The 19,865-nt window shown below is 49.6% G+C and carries 15 protein-coding genes; 4 read left to right on the top strand and 11 right to left on the bottom strand.

The window, feature by feature from the left end; all coding sequences use genetic code 11:
• Window positions 1-458: 458 nt before the first annotated feature.
• The gene (locus tag JW881_20390) at window positions 459-1,604 is read right to left on the bottom strand and encodes a helix-turn-helix transcriptional regulator (protein MBN1699881.1); all 1,146 of its coding nucleotides are present in this window, start codon (window positions 1,602-1,604) and stop codon (window positions 459-461) included.
• Window positions 1,605-1,926: 322 nt separating this feature from the next.
• On the opposite strand from JW881_20390, the gene JW881_20395 reads away from it, so the two are divergent.
• Window positions 1,927-2,328 (top strand): DUF1573 domain-containing protein, encoded by a 402-nt coding sequence (locus JW881_20395; protein MBN1699882.1) that lies wholly within the window; start codon window positions 1,927-1,929, stop codon window positions 2,326-2,328.
• Between the two features lie 140 nt (window positions 2,329-2,468).
• Here the strand turns inward: JW881_20395 and JW881_20400 are convergent, their stop codons facing one another.
• The 8 genes from JW881_20400 to JW881_20435 all read right to left on the bottom strand — a co-directional run bounded on the left by JW881_20400 (window position 2,469) and on the right by JW881_20435 (window position 13,109).
• Complete coding sequence (locus JW881_20400) at window positions 2,469-3,710, bottom strand: dockerin type I repeat-containing protein (GenBank protein MBN1699883.1); 1,242 nt, start codon at window positions 3,708-3,710, stop codon at window positions 2,469-2,471.
• Window positions 3,711-3,796: 86 nt separating this feature from the next.
• The gene (locus JW881_20405; GenBank protein MBN1699884.1) at window positions 3,797-5,020 is read right to left on the bottom strand and encodes a dockerin type I repeat-containing protein; all 1,224 of its coding nucleotides are present in this window, start codon (window positions 5,018-5,020) and stop codon (window positions 3,797-3,799) included.
• 17 nt (window positions 5,021-5,037) lie between these two features.
• The gene (locus JW881_20410) at window positions 5,038-5,745 is read right to left on the bottom strand and encodes a DUF1573 domain-containing protein (protein ID MBN1699885.1); all 708 of its coding nucleotides are present in this window, start codon (window positions 5,743-5,745) and stop codon (window positions 5,038-5,040) included.
• 89 nt (window positions 5,746-5,834) lie between these two features.
• Window positions 5,835-7,040, bottom strand: coding sequence for a dockerin type I repeat-containing protein (locus JW881_20415; protein MBN1699886.1), 1,206 nt, complete (start codon window positions 7,038-7,040; stop codon window positions 5,835-5,837).
• Window positions 7,041-7,235: 195 nt separating this feature from the next.
• Window positions 7,236-7,883: a response regulator transcription factor gene (locus JW881_20420; GenBank protein ID MBN1699887.1), complete on the bottom strand. Its 648-nt coding sequence runs from the start codon at window positions 7,881-7,883 to the stop codon at window positions 7,236-7,238.
• Window positions 7,884-7,905: 22 nt separating this feature from the next.
• Entirely contained in the window at window positions 7,906-10,026 is a 2,121-nt protein-coding gene (locus JW881_20425) for a PAS domain S-box protein (GenBank protein MBN1699888.1), read from the bottom strand.
• 2 nt (window positions 10,027-10,028) lie between these two features.
• Entirely contained in the window at window positions 10,029-11,339 is a 1,311-nt protein-coding gene (locus JW881_20430) for a radical SAM protein (GenBank protein MBN1699889.1), read from the bottom strand.
• 225 nt (window positions 11,340-11,564) lie between these two features.
• Window positions 11,565-13,109 carry a hypothetical protein gene (locus JW881_20435; GenBank protein ID MBN1699890.1) on the bottom strand — a complete coding sequence of 515 codons (1,545 nt, stop codon included), beginning with the start codon at window positions 13,107-13,109 and terminating at the stop codon, window positions 11,565-11,567.
• Between the two features lie 432 nt (window positions 13,110-13,541).
• Here JW881_20435 and JW881_20440 point away from each other — a divergent pair, with 432 nt between their 5' ends.
• Both JW881_20440 and JW881_20445 read left to right on the top strand, forming a co-directional pair.
• Window positions 13,542-15,158 carry a bifunctional diguanylate cyclase/phosphodiesterase gene (locus tag JW881_20440; GenBank protein ID MBN1699891.1) on the top strand — a complete coding sequence of 539 codons (1,617 nt, stop codon included), beginning with the start codon at window positions 13,542-13,544 and terminating at the stop codon, window positions 15,156-15,158.
• Between the two features lie 209 nt (window positions 15,159-15,367).
• Entirely contained in the window at window positions 15,368-16,501 is a 1,134-nt protein-coding gene (locus JW881_20445) for an ROK family protein (protein MBN1699892.1), read from the top strand.
• A 38-nt stretch (window positions 16,502-16,539) separates the two neighbouring features.
• Here JW881_20445 and JW881_20450 read toward each other — a convergent pair whose 3' ends face one another.
• On the bottom strand, window positions 16,540-17,655 hold the full coding sequence (locus tag JW881_20450) for a hypothetical protein (GenBank protein ID MBN1699893.1): 1,116 nt from the start codon (window positions 17,653-17,655) through the stop codon (window positions 16,540-16,542).
• 277 nt (window positions 17,656-17,932) lie between these two features.
• On the opposite strand from JW881_20450, the gene JW881_20455 reads away from it, so the two are divergent.
• Window positions 17,933-19,027, top strand: coding sequence for a hypothetical protein (locus JW881_20455; GenBank protein MBN1699894.1), 1,095 nt, complete (start codon window positions 17,933-17,935; stop codon window positions 19,025-19,027).
• A gap of 366 nt (window positions 19,028-19,393) precedes the next feature.
• Here JW881_20455 and JW881_20460 read toward each other — a convergent pair.
• A partial coding sequence (locus JW881_20460) for a hypothetical protein (protein ID MBN1699895.1) occupies window positions 19,394-19,865 on the bottom strand: 472 nt, incomplete at its 5' end.

Consider the following 19,865-nt stretch of genomic DNA (forward strand, 5'->3'; position numbering starts at 1 on the left):
GTGATGCAAGAGACTACGAATATGGGGGGATCTGGCATTTGAAGCGGGGATGCTACGACATTCTGGACCCGCCGGATGCGGTTCTCACTCTTTGTTTTCCGGGAATATATCAGAACACACTACAAAATTAAACTCAAAATATATATAGCGCAAAGATAAATATTGAACTTGCACCCAAAAATCTCTCCGTTATTAATTTCTCTTCTCTCACACCTCATTTTACCATACCATGGAAATGATGTAATTAATCCCAAATAATATCTATTTCATAGAGACAGCCTTGTCGTAACATAAGAAATATCACATGCCGTTGTAATTGATAATTGAACGGTACATTTGATTACTATATGACTGGCATGATTATTCCAATGATTTTTTAGCCTCCGTCGATGAATATGGGGACGGAGTTTGATTTGGTGACGAAGCTTACAGCTTTATACGGGGATAGATCTTACACATTATTCTCTCTTTTTCCGATATCCGGACGGGGATACATGTTCTTGTTTCTTGAAGAGTTTGTTGAAGTATGAAATATCATTAAAGCCCAGATTAAGGGCGATATCGATTATCCTGAGATCGGTTTCACGCAGAAGCCTTTTGGCCTCCTTTATCCTCATCGTATTGATAAGCTGCTTGAAAGTTAAATTATATTCTTCCAGACAAAGTCTGAACACACGCGATGCCGGAATGCCGAGTCTTTTGTATACCATGCCGGTCGATATCCCCGGATTGTTATAATGTGATTCGATAAAGCTCTCGATCCGTTGTAATTCTTTATTCCGATACGATACTATTGCCAATGGCTTTTGACGGGGAAGTTTTTTTTCAGCCCGTTTATTTTTTTTTGCGGCAACGATAACGCAAAATGTCAAACAATAAAGGGCCACAATACAGGAGATAAGAATACCGGCCGAAGACATCGGACGATGAAATACGATTTTCTCGATCGTAATATGTCCACGTTTGCCGAATGTGTTGTCCGACTCCTCGGGATTGAAGTACATGTCAAACCCATAAACCTCATCGAATGTTTCTTCCGGTACCGGCTTTCCGTTCACACTCATGCAATCGCGCCACCACGACGGTATTTCAAATTCTTCAAGCCGGATCGAATATTCTTCCTGTTGGGGAACACGTTGGAGTATGTACTGGTTATGCCTCAGAGTAACGGGATTTATCGGTTTTTTTTCTGAAAAACCCTCGACAAATGTCTTGATGAATATTACAGCTTTTTTATTCGTCGCTTCGGTAATCCGCAGTAAAACCGATTCATAACCGGAGAGATCAAGCGGCTCACCTGTGTTGTCGAGATACATGGAAATAAAGATCATTGGTAAGCTGACCCCTTCCCTGAGGAAACAGGTCATCATCATTGCGTTCTTGTCGAAAGTAAAATCCTCGATTTCGGGGTTACCGCCTCGCTTCTGATTGGTGTGCGCATCAATACTGTTTCCGAAAGCGTCGGTCGGAAAAATGACGATTGACATGGTAAGGATATCGATGATCGGGATTACGAGCATAAAAAAGGGTATAATAGAAAGGATAAAAACGATTACATTCTGTTTTATTGAAATTGAAATAAAATCACCTTCTTTTTCATCCATGTCGATACCAGGGAACCATAATTATCGTCGATATAATATCGTAATGATTGAGAAATCAGCCGAATATGTCAAGCGGTAATCAATAAAATTATACAAGTCCCACACATCGCTTTTCTTTGGACTATCGGTACCGCAATCTATGCTCCGTCCCCGTTTCGTCAAGCTTGGTATGGGGACGGAGCTTGGTGTGAACTCGATGCACTGCATCTCCTTTACAAAATTATTCCCACGATGTATGTTTTTACAACAGGATCACCGTGGTGCGGAAGTCGCCGGCATATCCTACTCTCTTTGCCTTGTCACATATAATGGAGGACAGCACATGCATAAAAAAAGGTTATGGATCATTCTCATCATTATTATAGGCACAATAGCTATTCTTCCCTATTGTACGGGTGGCAAGGGCCCGGAAATTTTCATCGACGGCGACCGCTATAAGTTCGGCGAGGTGGTCGAAGGGAAAGAAATCGTCTTTACCTTTTTTATTTCCAACACCGGAACCAAAGATTTCCTTATCGAAGAACTCTATGTATCCTGCGAATGCGTGATCGTCAAGGAATATGACCGTATTATCAAACCGGGTACCCGCGGGAGTATCTATGGGGTGATCCGGACGACCGGTTTCAGGGGATTCATATCCAAATCAATCAAACTCAAAACAAATATCGGCGGCATCGAACCCGTTCTTACAATGGAAGGCACGGTCGTCGCCAAACCCGAATAATAAAGCAGGTAGAGTACCCACCGACATGCCGCCAGGCAAACCTCCGTCCCCGGTGCTGCGGCTGCTTCGTGATAACCAACCTCCGTCCCCATTCCGGCACGGACAGCCGACCTCCGTCCCCGTTTTTCGTCTTTTTTCGGTTACTCAACCGTGTATGACACCTCGTTGAAAGGATTCGGACAGGTATCTCCGCAGTTCGCCGGAAAATCAAACCGGTAAATCCGTCCATTGTTGATAAGCCGGTCATCAGCATCGTAAACCCTGATCCTGTATTCCGTTCCGGGAACACCCTCTGATGATGTGGATGTCGGACCAATGACATAGGTGTGCCCCATATCATAATTCATCTTCGCCTTCACCCATCCGGTACCGTCATAATAGTCCACCCCGTGAATACCGTTTCTGAGGTGTGAAACCGCGACAACCGGCCAGTACGGCTGCGTGTCCTTGATAAATCCTATTCGTATGTCACCCGAATAGTTCGGCGCCTCGACAAACTCCCAGTGAACCTGGCGGTTATTGTAATGATCGGGATCGAGATCCCCGACCGGCTGCCCGTTCTTGATGAATTTATTGATCGAGTACCGCGACAGATCGACATGATAGTAATCGTCCCGGCACCAGGCGTTCCCGTCGTGACAGCTGTCCGCCACGATCATGTAGAGTTCCGCCCCATTGTATTCGTCTTCCGTCCAGCCACCTCCGTCCCTGCAGAAGGGTTCGTTCGGAGCGCCGTCATTGATGCCATTGCAGTAATCACCGATCACCACGCGCACCCAGCGCCCGCAGTTGAGGCCATTATTGAAAAGACCGATCTGGTCCGCGTGCTCCCGGGAAATCGGCCTTTCATGAAAGGTGGTGTAATCCCCCGGAGACCTCTGGACGTTTAGCGCGATATGGTCCTGTGTGTCCAGGTCGGCTTGCGCCATTCCGCACCCGCCGTAATGGTCCCCCCCGATTCCGGCAAACCATGTCGAGTTTCCGGTATACAGTTCCCCGCCCGGCGGACTTGTTCCCGAAGGCGGATTCGTGACCGACGGCGGTGAAGTAACCCCCGGTACCGGTGTGTCGCCTGGACAGCTGAGTTCCGATACCAGCCCGACGTAATACTGGGCGACCCTGAGGGCGTCAACGATATTGACCGTTCCGGAGCAGTCCGCATCCGCGGCATCGACATTGAATCCAGACGGGTTGAGTCCCACGTAATACTGTGCTATTTGAAGGGCGTCGACAATATCGACGGACCCGCTTCCGTTCACATCGCCCAATACCTGACCGGCTGCCGTGATGGAAACGAACAAAAGCAGCATTCCAATGACAACAGGGATGCTCCGTCCCCGTTTTTGTCCCCGGTTTTGCCGGTTTTCATCTGCTTTTTTCATGTTAAGCTCCCTTTGTTCCATTTACTTTTTCATTCATGCGCTTTGGCTTATCACAGCCGCTCTATTGTTGTAAAACTAAGGACAACCTACTCGACCGTATACTCGACTTCCGTGAACGTGGGGCTGCAATTATCCCCGCAGCTTTCGGGAAACGAGAAATTGTATATCCTGCCGTCGTTGATAAGCCGGTCGTTTACGTCGTACACCCTGATCCGGTAATCCCGCCCCGGCTCCCAATCGTTTGTCACCGTCGGCCCGATTATGTATGACTGGCCGAGATCGCCGTTCATCTCCGCCTTTACCCAGCTTTCACCGTCCCAGTAATCCACGCCGTGGATCCCGTTTCTCAGGTGGCTGATAGCAATGGCGGGCCACCATATCTGCGCACTCAACATAAATCCGATCCGGATATCTCCGGTATAATTCGGCGCCTCGATAAACTGCCAGTGAATCTGACGGTTATTGTAGTGATCGGGGTACATATCCCCCACCTCTTTTCCGTCCTTTACGAACTTGTTCAGGGCGTCAAATGCGAGATCGAGATGGTTCGGATCGTCCCGGCACCAGGCGTTCCCGTCATAGCAGCTGTCGGACACGATCATATCCAAAACGGCGCCGTTGTAGGCATCCTCCGTCCATCCGCTTCCGCCACGGCAGAAGGGTTGATTCATTGCCCCGTCATTGGTACCGTTACAGAAATCACCTATCGTGACGCGGACCCAACGGCCGCAGTTTTTTCCGTTATCGAAAAACCCGAGCGTATCCGCATATTCGGCTGAAATCGGACGGGTGTGGAATGTCGTATAGTCGCCGGGTGAATTCTGGACATTCACCGCGACAAAGTTTTGCGAATCCAGTTCCGATTGATGCAGGCCGCAGCCCCCGTAAGGACTACCGAGATTGTAAAAATAGGTCGAATTCCCGGTGTGAAGCTCTCCGGGTTCGCCCGTGGGCGCCTCCGTCCCGGGCGCGTCCGTTACCGCGGGTACCGGGGTCGGTGTCGACGGTGCCGGCGTTTCATCCCCGCACGACAATTCCTCCAAGAGTCCCACGTAATACTGGGCGACCCTGAGGGCGTCCACGATATTGACCTGCCCGGAGCAGTCCGTATCCGCCGCATCGACAATAAAACCCGACGGGCTGAGTCCCACGTAATATTGGGCTATCTGAAGGGCGTCGACAATATCGATCGAACCGCTTCCGTTCACGTCACCGAGTGTCTGGGGGAAAAGGGCGATGCCACCCCAGACAAGGAAAATACCCGCGAATATCGGGATTTTCCATTCATTTTTTTGACTGTTTTTTTCCATAAATATAATCTCCTTTTTTAATTTTTTAACGTCACATCAGACGGTATATGGTAGAAAAAAGTCGGGTATATATAGTGATGCAGGGCATTATCGGTTTCGAGGGTAAACCGCATCTCGACCGTTCCCCTTCCGGAGAAGGGCGGATATATCGTATAGAACAATTTATATCGCCTTCCCTCGCAAACGGTAACCAGTCGGTAGGTGATATGTACATTCCGGGGCGGAACAACGTCGAGAATGGAAAGCGACTCGCGTGAGTTGTTCTTGATATCGAAGTTGCCGTCCAGAAAGGGTGTATCGCCGTCCACTTCTCCGAGCCATGTATTGAGCGGTACGATTTCTATCGGAATAACGACCTTCCCTTTCAGTTCAAGCCGCACTTCATCGAACGGGGGCGGCAAATCCGTTCTGACAAAAACGGTTTTGGTGACATCGCCATTGAATCGCGGTGTTTTGAAAAGTACGGAAATCTCTCCTTTTTCTCCGGGTTTCACCGTTCTGTCCCAGCCGAGCGCGCTCATGCAGACGCATGAAGGCTGAACATATTCGATCGTGAGTGTTCCCGTGCCGGTATTTTCGAACACATAGGAATGCCTGACATCCGTCCCCTCTTCGACCTCGCCAAAATCGTGGACCGCTTTCTCGAATCTGATACCGTCCGGTACGCGACAGCCCATGATAACGAGAAAAAAGATGATGACTCCCTGCCAAATTTTGTTTTTCATATCATTTCCAAGCTTTCACCGGTTTCGGTAGTTTCCGCCGCCGTCACGTCCGTGACAATCAGACTTACCGATCGGGACGAATGCCTGCACTACTCCGTGGTATAGCTGACTTCGGTGAAGACGGAAGAACAGTTCGAACCGCAGCTTTCCGGAAAACTGAAATTGTAAATCCTGCCGTCGTTGATCAGCCGGTCGTTTACGTCATAAACACGGATTCTGTATTCGGAGCCGCCCGATGTCGTCGGTTCGATGATATATGATTGGCCCATATCTGCGTTCATCTCCGCTTTGAGCCAGTCCGACCCGTCGTAACAATCCACCCCGTGAATGCCGTTTCTGAGATGTGTGATCGCAATCGCCGCCCACCAGATCTGCGCGTTCATGATAAAACCGATTTTTATGTCGCCAGAATAATCCGGTGCTTCGACGAACTGCCAGTGCACCTGCCTGTTGTTGTAGTGGGCGGGCTCCATATCCCCCACCGGCCGGCCGTCCTTCACGAACTGATTAAGCGCGGCGTGCGCGAGGTCAACATGGTACGGGTCGTCGCGGCACCACGCGTTCTGATCCTGGCAGGAATCGGCGATGATCATGTAAAGCTCGGCTCCGTTATACGTATCCTCGACCCACCCGGAACCGCCGCGGCAGAACGGCTGGCCCGCCGCGCCGTCATTGGTGCCGTTGCAGTAGTCTCCTATCACCACGCGCACCCACCGCCCGCAGTTGAGACCGTTATTGAACATACCGATTTTGCCCGCGTTTGCCTGGGTAATCGGGCGCTCCAGCATCGAGGAATAATCGCCGGGGGTGTCCTGAACGTTCAGGGCGACAAAATACTGGGTATCGAGGACCGACTGTGCCAATCCGCAGCCGCCGTAAGGACTTCCGAGGTTATCGAACCATGTCGAGTTTCCGGTATAGAGGGTGCCCGGTTCAGCGGTCGGAGCGGAGGTTCCCGGATCTGGCGTGATTTGCGGCGGCGGGGTCGTGACACCGGTCGGCGTACTCCCGCAGGATAATTCGTCGAGGAGTCCCACATAGAACTGTGCCACACGAAGGGCATCGACGATATTGACGACACCGGAACAATCCGCGTCGGCGACATCGGCATTGAATCCCGACGGATTGAGTCCCACGTAATACTGGGCTATCTGAAGGGCATCGACAATATCCACTGACCCGCTGTTATTGACATCGCCCAGCGCCTGTGCGAAAATTCCTTGAGTCCCGAGCAGCAGAAACAGACTTATAAAAAGATGGATGGCGTTATTGGTTTTTCTTTTTTTCCCGTTCATTTTTTCCTCCGTTTTTTTAATTCATTTTTACCTTACACGTATCCCATTATATAGTAACGGTACCGTAGTGTAGCATCGATCGACAGGCTGTACAATAAGTCAAACTCATTTTTCGGGTACAGGAAATATTCCTATTCCATTTATAGGCTGATTACCTTATTGCAGGCTGTTTCACGACCGCCGCCCGCGCCCCGTTTACAGTGAGGTTAATCCCTCTTTTATCGCGAACTTGGTCAACTCGGCGATACTGTGAATATCGAGTTTATCCATGATATTCTGCCTGTGTGTTTCCACGGTTTTTATACTGATATTCAGGCTCGACGATATTTTCTTTATCGACCTGCCTTCCGCAAGAAGCTGGCAGATTTCCCGTTGCCGGGGTGTGAGTTTGATATACGCTTTTGAAGAAGGATTGCTTTTTTGTGTTATATATTCCAGTACAATGCTGCCGGTAACTTCCGGTCCAAGACAATACTCCCCTTTCATCACCACTTCGATCGCCCGGAGCAGTTCCGAAAAAGCCGAATCCTTGACGATGTAGCCTTTTGCTCCGGCACGCAGCATCTCGAGCACGAACCGCCTGTCCGAATGAACGGAAAGGGCGATCACATTGATATTACCGTCCATAGAGGTAATCTGGCGGGTCGCTTCGATACCGTTTAAATCCGGCATTGTCACATCGATAATGGCGATATCGGGCTGCAACTCGGCAACGAGACGCAGCAGGTCGTGCCCGTTATCCGCCTCACCGACGACTTCCATATTGCTCTGCCGCTCGATCAGGGCGCGCAGCCCCTCCCGAACGATTTTGTGATCATCCGCCAGGACTATTTTTATTCCCATTACTCCTTTCATCCTTATCGCGTTATTTTTGTGCGGGAATTGTTATGGTCACATCCGTTCCCCTGTTTTTAATCGTTTCGATCTTCACATGACCACCCAAATGCCGTATTCTTTCCTTGATACTGAATAATCCGTGCCCCCCCCGCCGGTCGGGCAGCCGTCCGGTATCACACCCGTCAAACCCGACACCGTCATCCCTGACTGTTATCTCCAGTACATCCTGTTTTTTTAATACGAACAGTTTGACGTTTTCAGCATGCGCATGTTTGACGATATTAATCAGCAGTTCCTTGATCACACGAAAAAGCAGAACCGCAATATCGGTATTGTGCCGGCCGGTGCGTGAGTTCGCGATAAACTCGATCGACAACCCGTGCTGCAATCCGATTTGTTCGGTCAGTTTTTCAACCGCCGCTTCAAGCCCGAGTTGATAGAGAAGCGGGGAACTGAGATCGAAGGTGAGTGATCTGCTCGTTTTGAGTGTCTCTTCGACCAGCTCCCTGATCTCCTCGATGAGCGTATCGTCGTCCGGTACCGGCGACACCTCACGCAGCATGTCGAGTTTGATCAACGCCAATGAAAGACTCTGGCTGATATTGTCATGCAGGTTTGCCGCAATATTCCGCCGTTCCTTTTCTTCGGCAAGCGTCAATTGCGAGGAGAGAGATCTCAGTTTATTCTGATACACATGCAGCTTTCTTTCGGTTTTTTTCCGGGCCGTGATGTCGCGCGCGACGCCGTAAAAATAGCGTTCGCCGGCCTCATCATTGACAACCACAATCTTGGCTTCAAGATATATCTTTTTTCCGCTTTTCGCGGCGAGGACAAGCCCTATTTCTTCCATTCCCTCTTTCCGTGAAGCAACGCTTTTACCCAGATATGCCTCGATTTTTTTTCTGCTTTTATCGGTCAAAAAGGATGTCAACGGGCGGCTCATCATTACAGTACGGCTGTATCCGCTTGCTATTTCCGCCTGCCTGTTAAGAAAGAGAATGTTTCCCGCCGTATCAAGCGAGAAAATGATATCGTTGACATTCTCTGTTATAAGACGCATTTTGCTTTCCGACTCGATCAGGGCTTCGGACCGCTGTTTCAATTCCGAAACCATGGTATTGAACGAATGCGACAACATTCCGATCTCGTCCGAAGAAACGACCGGGATCATGTAATCGAAATTTCCCTTTGCAATCATACGCGTCACGTTCATCAACCTGCCCAGCGGCCGTGAAAAACGGCGTGTAAGAAAAAGTGCCGTAAAAACGATAACGACGAAAAGAACACCGATAACTAAAAACGCCCACCACACGAGGGTGTTTACCGGTAAAAACGCCTCCTCGAGCGGTTGTCTGAGTGCGATATACCATCCGGCCGCCTGTACCTCCATGTACACCATCAGTATACCCCGCAAACCGCTTGAATGCTGAAAACATGATATCCCGTCGGGCGGGACCGACGTCGGAAGCGGGGGAAGTTCATGGAAATCGATGTTACTGAGAACCTTCGTTTTATCAGGGTAGGCGATAAGTGTGCCGTCGGCAGCGATCAGGTACGCGTCACCCTTCTGACCGATCGTAATACTGTCGACAAGATCCCATATGCTTCTTAATGTGAGTTCAGCGACCATGACATAACGGCCCCTGCCTCCGGCTGTCAGGGGGTAGACGATCGTCACATAGGGAAGATTGCCTTCGTAAAGTTCAAGCCGGGATATGGTAATCGATCCGCTTTCGAGATGTTCCCTGACAAACTCATCGGTGATGGATGCGTTTTTATTTGAGAGTGAACTGGATGCATAGACGGCTCCCTTTGTATCGGCGATCATGATCGTCTTGAACTCCCGCAGATTGAGCGACATATTCTCGATTATCATATTGAGAAGCCACTTGTCGAAAAAAACCGGGATAATCGTTTCTGAAATGATTTTGAGGTTGTTGACGGAATTCTCGATATACCTCGATATTTCCCTTGAGGCCTGCCGTGCTATCTGTTCATTCCTCTGCTGTATGTTCCAGATAATGACATCCCGCGCCAGATTTATGATAAACCATCCGGTAATCCCCGTCGAAACGATCGAAATACCGACCAGCGCGACAAGTATTTTTGTTCGCAGACTGCCGTACGGGGCTTTTTCTTTTTTATCCACTATTATGTTTTTCGGTAAAACTGACAATTGAGTTTCAGATTTTCTTTTATCATATATTCGATATATTTTTTCTGACAATTCAGCCTTTCGGGATCTCCATAAAGAACATAGGACGAAAAAGGGCATCCATTCCCGCAGAGCGGCAGATAGACGCAATCGACGCATCGCTTCCACAAATCCCTCGGAATCAGGGTCGCTATCTCCTCCGCATATATACTTCCCACCATAAACTCGTCATGGCCGGCGAACGCGGGACACCGGAATAATTTCCCTGCCGGATCGATAACGAACATGCCGTCATTCAACATCATGCCGCAGGCGTTTATTCCCACACCCTTCCTCGATTGAAATCCCTTTTTGAGTATTTGCCGACGGAGTGAAATCATTCTCCTTGCCGTTTTCCCTTCCGCGTAAACACACGCTATTTCGTGCCCTTTTTCTTTTTTTTGTCTGTCGGCGGGCACGGGACTAATCGGCTTGAACTCGACACACTGGATTTTATCGGCCAGACCGCACTCCTTGAGAAAATCCAGCAAGGCGGGAAAACTCTTCACATTCTCATCATCGAAGTTTCCCGAAAGGTTAATCTTGATTTTTCCCGCCGCGTTCAGAAGGTTCGCGATGATACATGAAAAACTCCCCTTCCCGTTTTTGAACGGCCGCTTTTTATCGTGATATTCAGACATTCCGTCAAGGGTAACCTGTATCCCCTTGAGTCCGAGTCTGATGAGCTCATCGAGGAGTTCGGGAACCAGAAGCGAACCGTTCGTCGTTATGCAAAAACCGAACGACATTCCTTTTGCTTCGATATACTCTTTCAGTTCGCAGGCGATGATCCGTATCGGCTTCACATTCATAAGCGGTTCTCCGCCGTAAAAACTCAGGGCAACCTCCTCCGGACGGCGCCGTTCGATCTGTTTTTTTATGAATGCACAGACCCCGAACGCCGTATCGACATTCATGTGCACAGCCTGCCCGAGTCCTTCTTCGACGCAATAGGTACAGGCGAAATTGCATTTATAGGTGGTAAGAACGGTGACATCGAGCCGGCGCGATGAGTTCATAATCTTGCCGAACCACTCCGTGATCATATCCTTTTCATCGACTTGCTTTGGAACGATAAATCCCATCTTCTCGAGGTTCGGGAGAACGGGTGCCAGATTCGGATTGTTCGCGGAAAGAGGGACGGCTTCGAGATCTTTCCTGAAGCCGTGATCGACGATGATATGGGCGCGGGTTTTGGTATTGAATACCATACAGGTATGTTTATCCGGAATCCCGGGGAAAAAAAGGGTATAACGGGAGAGTTTCATGCTGCAACTCCATACGAACAATATTTATTTTATACAGGTTCGACGACACGACATCGCCGAACCTGTTTTGCCATAAAGAAGTGTTGATTACCTTCTCCGGTGCGTCAGCTACTCACACCACCAGCTTCCTCTAAAATCGGCACAGCATGCGAGTACCATTTCATCGACCTCAACAACCCCTTCATCGATTATCTCAAGTATCATTTTTTGGTTTTCCTCCTTTCTTCAGGACTCATGGTTAACCAGATACCAGTCCTTCACGGACCAGTAGAAGCTTCCCGCATACTCGGGCACCCCCCCCACCCGTGACGACATCCCCGTCACCTGCTTTCTGAAAAAGAGAAAGAGTGCAGGCCTTTCTTCGGCAAGGAGCGTGCCTATCTTCATGTAAATGGCCTTACGGTCTTCGATAGTTGCCGTGATATTGCTTTTCTCGATCAGTGCATCGACTTCGCTGTTGCGAAAATAACTGTAATTGGTTCTCCGCCCGCCGTCACTGTTTTTCGAATGCCAGAAAAAGGTCGTCCATTTGTCCGGATCACCGGCTGTATTGAGGGGGATAATGGCCGCCTGGAAATCTCCCGGATAGACCCTTTCAACAAACAGGTTTTCGAGCGGGACAATTTCAACCTCCGAGAGTATTCCGGTCTGGTAGAGCTGCCATTTGAGCCGTTTCGCTACCGCCTCCAGGTCCGTATACCCTTCACTGGTCACAATGTGCATCGATATCGTAAAACCCAGTGTTTTAATGATCCCGGCCGCCTCCGCGGGATCGTATTCGCGTGAGGGAATATCTTTATTACACGACCATGATGACGGGTTAAACGGCCCGTTAGCGGGAATCCCCCACCCCCCCAATGCCGTCTCGATTAGATCCGCTTTGTTCACTGAACGGCAGATCGCTTCCCGCACCCGTATGTCGGAAAGCACGGGATCGCGGAGATTGAAAACAAGGGCGTAACAGAATGTTCCATAGTAGAAATGTCCGTTGAACCTCGAATCCGCTTCGATGATCCGGTAATCCTCCCTGTCGAGATCATCGATAACATCGACCTTCCCCTGCATCAGGGCCGTCCATGCCATCTGTTTGTCCGGAAAGACGCTAAAGATCACCCTGTCGATATAGGGCCTTCCGCCGAAATAATCCCCGTTCGCCTCGAGAACGACCTCATGGGAATTTCGTTTTTTCAGGAGATACGGTCCTGTTCCAACGGGCTTTTCATTGAAATCACAGTGCCTTATATCCTCTTCTGCAAAAAGATGTTTCGGGACTATTTCTTTTAAAAGGAGGATAAAAATAGAAGGGCATATCTTGTTGAGTCGTATACGGACCGTATACGGATCGACCGCCTCGACCGAGTCTATGACATCGTAGGTCGTGCGGAGAGGAGAGTCGACCTCGGGGTTTTTTATTGTATCGAACGTGAAAACGACATCCTCTGCCGTACACTCGACGCCATCATGAAACAAGACCCCTCTCCTGAGAAAAAAGGTAAAGGCAAGTCCGCCTTCGGATATTTCCCATCGTTCCGCGATATCGGGTACTGGTTCTTCCTTTTCATTGAGTTTTACGAGCCCGCTGTAGAGAAGCCATCCGACACAGGTGGCATCGGAGCGGATATAAAGCAGGGGATTGAGATCGGCAATACCGGAAAGCGCGGCGATGACGAGGCTGCCGCCATACGATGCGTTTCCATGCTTTACCTTTGGAAAACAGGCTACGACAACCACCATGATTGAAACCATTGCGATATTCCTTATATATTTCATCAGGGAACTCCTTATTTACCTTTTATAGTAGGAGTTCTTTCCGATTAATCAACTCAATACCTCTTCCTTCTCATATAAATTGAATAATAATCGAGAGTGAAACGGATTCACAATCAGGATATCCCTTATATGATACTTCGAAAAACCTGATTTTCTTCCATTAATTGAAAAAAACGGCTTTCTGAGGACGTTTCCTTTTGCAGATGGATTGTAACTCAAAACGGACACGGACACCCTGACAAAGGATTTCAGCCCCGTGTCCGTTTAAGGAAAATATACCCCCCCGAATCAGGGATTTCCTTATTGAAAGCTTCCTCCAAATATCTTTTACTGTGAGAGGAGACTTTCATATACCGGAAAACCTGCTTCTTTCCGTTTACTTTTATGAAAGGGAATATGTTATTCCGCCGGCCGCGGCAAGGAGAGTCATATATGAACAGACTCAATATACTTCTTTTCGATTCACGGAAAGACCGGTTATTGCCGGTTAAACATTCGATCAAGATCAATTTCCCGGATATTATCATCCATGAAACGGAAGATGAACAAGCGTTTTTCACCACTATCGCCAACGGACAGATTGATATGATCATTCTGGATCAGACAATAAACGGGAAAAACTGGTTTGACTATATCATGTCACTCCGGAAAGAAAACATCGCCGTCCCGTTTCTTATTGTTCTGGATGAACCGGATGAAGAAACCTATCGCACAATCACCGAATACGGCGGACTCGGCTGTATCGTGACAAACGAAAACTCTCACTCCATAAAAAAAACACTTGCCCTGTGCAGGCAGATGCTCCTGAAAAAGCAAGCGACTGAGGTCAAAACAAATCTTGTCGTAACATTTAGCGATGAATTGACCGGGGTATTAAACAGAAAGGAACTCATCCGGCATCTGAATCACGTTTGGGAGCATACGCTCCTTCTTCTCAATATCGACGATTTCAATCTGATCAATTCCACTTACGGTTACCATGTCGGGGATTTTATTCTGCAAAGGTCAGCGGCCCTCCTTGCCGGAATTATTCCCGACGAGGCAATGCTTTTCCGGCCGAGCGGGGATGAGTTTATCGTTCTGCTTGCACTTCCCCATTCTGTTTCGGTAAAACGTCTTGCGAAAAACATCAACAGGATCTTTTCACAACACTTTTTTACCTATCAAAGCCTTGAACTGCGAATCGGCTTTTCGATCGGGATAGCTCAGGGCAAGGGAATGTCGCTCCTCAAACACGCCGATATCGCGTTACGCCGCGGGAGGAAAATCGGGAAAAACAGGTATGAAGAATATGTGACGGATAACGATCTGGAGGAGAGGCAGAAAGAAAATATCGAATGGGCGAATCATATCAAGGACGCGATCAAAAACAACCATTTCCTCCCCTTTTTCCAGCCCATCATCAACAACAGGACACAACAGATCGATAAATACGAATGCCTTGCCCGGATGCTTCATCATAAAGTCATTATCAGTCCCGTCCACTTTATCGAACCGTCCATCAAAGCCGGATTGCTTCCCTATATAACGCGGAGTATTATCGCAAAAAGCTTCGATTGCTTTAAAACCAATCATTACGATTTTTCGGTCAACATCTCGGAGAACGACCTTCAACATCATTACCTCTTCGATTTTATCAAAACCAATCTCGACCGGTTCGGGATCAGACCGGACCGCTTCATCATCGAGATCACAGAAATTATCCAATCGGCGGACGGTGAAAGCCACTTCGGACAGATCAGGGAATTGAGAAATCTGGGTATAAAAATAGCGATCGATGATTTCGGCAAGGGCCATTCGAATTTCTCCCGGCTGCTCGAGTTGCATCCGGATTATATAAAAATCGACGGCAGTTTTATCAGGCAGATCGATAAAAGCAGGGACAGTTACAACATCGCATACGCGATCGCTCATTTTGCCCGAAGTATTAATACCGATGTCATCGCCGAGCACGTTCATAATGAACGGGTATTTGAAAAAGTACGGGAACTCGATATTCAATATTCCCAGGGTTATTTTTTCGGAAAACCGGGAAGAATCATCCAATAATCCGGCGCGCGCATGGGGCACCCCCCCCTCGGCGAATGAAAACCTCGTGAGAATCGATTAAAAAAAATAAAAAAAACCTTTCGTGACAGTCATATTTGCGGTAAAATACCCAAAGCGATAATGTATCGGGTGCCGCGGCGCGATGAACGACACGCGCCCGGTTGCTATCTGTGCAAACAACCGGCAGGCAATAATGGAAACGGCGGAAGATGAATAAAGAACAGGTATTACGCAACTATCTTTTCGACAAACGGATCGTTCTCACCCTCGATGCGGGAGGGACGAATTGCGTGTTCGGGGCGTATCAGGGAGAGAACGAATTGATCGATCCGTTTATCCTTCCGTCGTTCCCGAACGATCTCCATGATTTCCTCGACACCCTTGTAAACGGTTTCAGCAAGGTGATACAACTGATCGAGCAGCAGCCAACCGCAATAAGTTTCGGATTTCCAGGGCCGGCGGATTACGAAAAGGGGATTATATGCGCACCTCCGAATCTTCCCGCTTTCAGGGACGGGGTCGGACTCAAACACTACCTGGAGAAAAAACTGTCGCTTCCGGTTTTCATTAACAATGACGGCAACCTCTTTGCCCTCGGCGAGTGGACCGGAGGATTTCTGCCGGAAGTCAACAGAATGCTCAGGGCATCCGGAAGCGAAAAACAATTCCGGAACCTCATCGGGATCACCCTCGGGACCGGATTCGGCTGCGGTATCGTCATTGCCGGGACCCTGATAACGGGCGATAATGGAGGAGGAGGCGAAATCTGGCTGCTTCGAAACAAAGTTAAGCCCGGTTACTGCGCAGAGGCGAGCTGCGGCCGGGAGGGGCTTATGCGGCTTTACGCCGAATACACCGGAATTTCCCTCTCCGATTGTCCGGAACCGTTCGATATCTACGCGATCGCCTGCGGAACGAAATCGGGCAATACGGAGGCCGCACAACAGGCATTCAATATCTTCGGAGAAGTGGCCGGCGATGCGATCGCTTCCGTGCTTACCCTCTCAGACGGTCTCGTCGTGATCGGCGGCGGGCTTTCCGGCGCCGCCTCACTTTTTCTCCCTTCCCTTATGAAGGAACTGAACACGACGATTCTTCATACGGCGGGCACACCGGTTCCCCGGCTTGAATTGCAGGCCTTCAATCTTTCGAACCTCGGAGAAACGACGAAGTTTATCGCCGGCACCGTCAGGGAAGCGATGATTCCCGATACCGCCGAAGGCATCGCTTACGACGCGCTGCCCCGCACGGGGGTGGGTGTAACGCGACTCGGCACCGGCAGGGCCGTTTCAATCGGTGCCGTGATATTCGCGCTTTCACGCCTGGACGGGAACGACTGCTGACCCGGCTTTCCCGCAAGGAGATGGTTTTTACCGAAACACTAACCGCCGGAACCACGTACCGGCAACGCGAGCCAGGCATCCCAGAGGGTGAGTGATTTCCTTTCCCTGCCGCCGCCGTCGATGAGTCCCGTGTGGACCCACAACCGGGTAAACTCGGCCGCACCGTGCCGTTCGAAAATCTTCCACAATGCATCATAATCCCTGACGAGAAACCAGGTGACGAATACCGCATCGAGACGTTCCATATCCGCAAGAAGATGTGACATGTAGGCTTCCTGCCATGCTTCATTTCCCCGGATCGTTCCCCCGGAGAGTGTCGTATCCTTGCCCGGAAACGTCGTTTCAGCGACCGCGAACGGTTTGGACGGACCCAATTTCCTTACCTCTTCAAACCATCCGGCGGGAATGGTCGCGGGATCGGGATAGTGCATAAAGGGATAGGTGCTGACCGAAACAATGTCCGAATACCGGAGCAGTTCCTTGACGGCATCGATCTGCCCGGTTTTGTGCGCGGCGAAGGTATCGATCTGAATACTCAAGAATATCTCGAGACCGGGATAAGCCGACTTGAGTGCGTTATAGACCGGCGGCAGAAACTCGAGATACGCCTCGAACATTTCCGGATTTTCATGGGCGAGCATATTCACTTCGATACCGTAATTCAGGTACGCCGGCCTGAAGCGATCGACCATGCGCCGGCAGTAATTGATGTAGGCCGCGATCACCTCCTTTTCGTCGATTCTTTTTCCCGCCCAACTGCCCGTTCTCTCCATTCCCTCTTCCTCCGCCCACATACCGGCGAGATCGTTCCTCATGAGGGTGAGCGGGGTGACGGCGAGATACACCGTCTTTCCTTTTCCGGTCAGAGCGAGCCTTAGTCCGATATTCTCCTCCACATTCGGATGAAATGCAGAATTGTCATAGCTTTCCTGCCAGGGAACACCGCCGTCGAAATGATGGCAGATCATGTCGCCGTGGCCGTTGATGAGGCGGTATGTTTCGGTGACCGCCTCGATCGAATAGTCATAGGGGAGCGGGGTAAATCCCATGAGAAAAGGCCTCGAGGGGGGCATCCGCCCGTTTTTTGCCGAAACACAGTGAGTCAGTGTAAAAACAAGGATCGATATCACGATCATCAAGGTTCGTGGTCTCATGGGTATCAGTATAGTACATACCGATCGTATTTCCAGAGAAAAAAACAGTTGCCGGCGCACGGACTCCCCTTCCTGTCGATTTTTCAGAGAAAATAGCGGGTTATTCGGAAAAGGCTGATTATGGAAAAAACCGGAATCGACCGTTATCATCCGTATTTCATGACAGATCCGCGTATCGGATTTACAAAAGCTTTACTGTCTTTAAATAAAAAGTTTGCAGGAATACCCGATTTATGATATAATGACGCAAAAATAAGCTTATAAATGGAGATATTCAATGAATGAGAATTTTATGTTACGATGCCTGCCGGTTATTGTATTGATCCTCTGTCCCCTCATATTTTGCATGACCTGTAATCTGAACGGTTCGAATGACGGTGACGGCCTCCCGCAGGCCGGAAACCCCGACGGGAATTATCCCGTTCCTCCGGAAGCCATGGAGGAAGATGTTTCGGACCCCGACCATATTGTCGGAAACGGGACCCCGGAAAGCTGTACCGCTTCCGCATTCGTGGCTGCGGTCGCTCAGGGCGGAACGATCTGTTTCGACTGCGGGGAGGCGCCCGTTACCATTACGCTCACCGAACCCGCAAAAATCTTCAACGACACGGGGCCCGCGATCGTCATCGACGGGGGCTCGAAGGTGACGCTGAGTGGCGGCGGAACGACGCGGATTCTCTATATGAACACCTGCGATCAAAACCAGGTCTGGACTACCCCACAATGTGACAACCAGAATCATCCAAGACTGACCGTGCAAAACCTCACATTCATCAACGGCAATTCGACCTCGGATACGACATATGACGGCGGGGGCGCGATCTGGGTTCGGGGCGGACGGTTCAAGGTCGTCAACTGCCGGTTCTTCAATAATGTCTGCACCTCGACCGGACCGGACACCGGCGGCGCGGCGATCCGCGCTTTATCCCAGTACAACGGTCTTCCCGTCTACATCGTTCACTCGACCTTCGGTGGGGGTGCCGCATACGGAAACAGCGGTTCAAACGGCGGGGGGATAAGCAGCATCGGCGTTTCATGGACAATCATCAATTCGTGGTTTTCATACAATGAGGCGGTCGGCTGGGGCGGCAACCCGGCCCAATCCGGCACACCGGGCGGCGGCAGCGGCGGCGCCATATACAATGACGGAAACACGATGACCTTGCGTATTTTCGGCACCCTGATCGAACACAATACGGTAAACGCACACGGTTCGGCGGTTTTTTTTGTTTCGAACGATCACACGGGCGCCATCGTCATCGACCGGTCCGTGATCCGCAACAACACGGGCGGTACATGGTACCCGGCTTATCCCGGAATATCCATGCATGAAGACACGCCAGTCAGCGTCACCGACTCGACGATTCAATAGGAGAAGGAATGCTTTCAGTGTAGCTGCTTGTAGTTCGAATAAACCGGGCGTCATATTTTTATGGGACTCTACCATACCTTCTCCATGCGATATGCTCGAGCCGACAAACGCAATGATAAAAACCATCACTACTTAGTTCCTGTTGAATAATTGATTTTATAAGTTGTGAATCTTTCCTGTCTGGCATTTTCTGTGTATGAGTGTATTGGTCCTGTAGACAGCCACGATTATGCTGCCTGTAGAGACTGGGGTTGATAGGCGCAAAGCGGGGGACTGGTTTGGATATGTGTTTTATAGACGCAGTATACAGAATGGCGAAAAATGATTCGTGTATATGGAAGCTAATCTATTCCGCCCCGGAAGATGCTAAATTATTCTATACAATTGTCGTATTTCCCTACGGGGGGACTGCTGCAATTTCCTCTCCTCACGACTCCATTGCTTGAATCGTTTCTCGAATTCTTCAATCACCCTCTTCCCATATCTCTCAACCATCGACAAAAACACATCGAGCAGCCACCGCAGGAGCTGCGCGATACTGTAAAAATTCAAATCGGCATGCAGCAGCTTGATCTTCCGGTACACACCCCCGGTGAAATACACATGCACGTGGACCCGGCCGTCATCGGGATCATCCGAAACCGCCCGGTACCGGCTCATCCGCTGGTTTCCCCAGATGTGTTCCTTTATGATCAAAGGATCAATACAGGACAATATACCGGCAATGACACCGGATAACGAGCACCACGATCCGAACATTGTCAGGTTGAGCAGTTTTTCTCTCATTAGTTCAGTCATGATAAGATGAAACTCATGCAAAACAGATGCTGTCATATGA

It is taken from the genome of Spirochaetales bacterium (assembly GCA_016930085.1).
GTDB lineage: Bacteria > Spirochaetota > Spirochaetia > SZUA-6 > JAFGRV01 > JAFGHO01.

What these genes read in the sequence shown, in the direction of transcription:
- JW881_20390 (MBN1699881.1), bottom strand. Translation starts at nt 1,604, where the DNA reads ATGGATGAAAAAGAAGGTGATTTTATTTCAATTTCAATAAAACAGAAT.
- JW881_20395 (MBN1699882.1), top strand. Translation starts at nt 1,927, where the DNA reads ATGCATAAAAAAAGGTTATGGATCATTCTCATCATTATTATAGGCACA.
- JW881_20400 (MBN1699883.1), bottom strand. Translation starts at nt 3,710, where the DNA reads ATGAAAAAAGCAGATGAAAACCGGCAAAACCGGGGACAAAAACGGGGA.
- JW881_20405 (MBN1699884.1), bottom strand. Translation starts at nt 5,020, where the DNA reads ATGGAAAAAAACAGTCAAAAAAATGAATGGAAAATCCCGATATTCGCG.
- JW881_20410 (MBN1699885.1), bottom strand. Translation starts at nt 5,745, where the DNA reads ATGAAAAACAAAATTTGGCAGGGAGTCATCATCTTTTTTCTCGTTATC.
- JW881_20415 (MBN1699886.1), bottom strand. Translation starts at nt 7,040, where the DNA reads ATGAACGGGAAAAAAAGAAAAACCAATAACGCCATCCATCTTTTTATA.
- JW881_20420 (MBN1699887.1), bottom strand. Translation starts at nt 7,883, where the DNA reads ATGGGAATAAAAATAGTCCTGGCGGATGATCACAAAATCGTTCGGGAG.
- JW881_20430 (MBN1699889.1), bottom strand. Translation starts at nt 11,339, where the DNA reads ATGAAACTCTCCCGTTATACCCTTTTTTTCCCCGGGATTCCGGATAAA.
- JW881_20435 (MBN1699890.1), bottom strand. Translation starts at nt 13,109, where the DNA reads ATGAAATATATAAGGAATATCGCAATGGTTTCAATCATGGTGGTTGTC.
- JW881_20440 (MBN1699891.1), top strand. Translation starts at nt 13,542, where the DNA reads ATGAACAGACTCAATATACTTCTTTTCGATTCACGGAAAGACCGGTTA.
- JW881_20445 (MBN1699892.1), top strand. Translation starts at nt 15,368, where the DNA reads ATGAATAAAGAACAGGTATTACGCAACTATCTTTTCGACAAACGGATC.
- JW881_20450 (MBN1699893.1), bottom strand. Translation starts at nt 17,655, where the DNA reads ATGAGACCACGAACCTTGATGATCGTGATATCGATCCTTGTTTTTACA.
- JW881_20455 (MBN1699894.1), top strand. Translation starts at nt 17,933, where the DNA reads ATGAATGAGAATTTTATGTTACGATGCCTGCCGGTTATTGTATTGATC.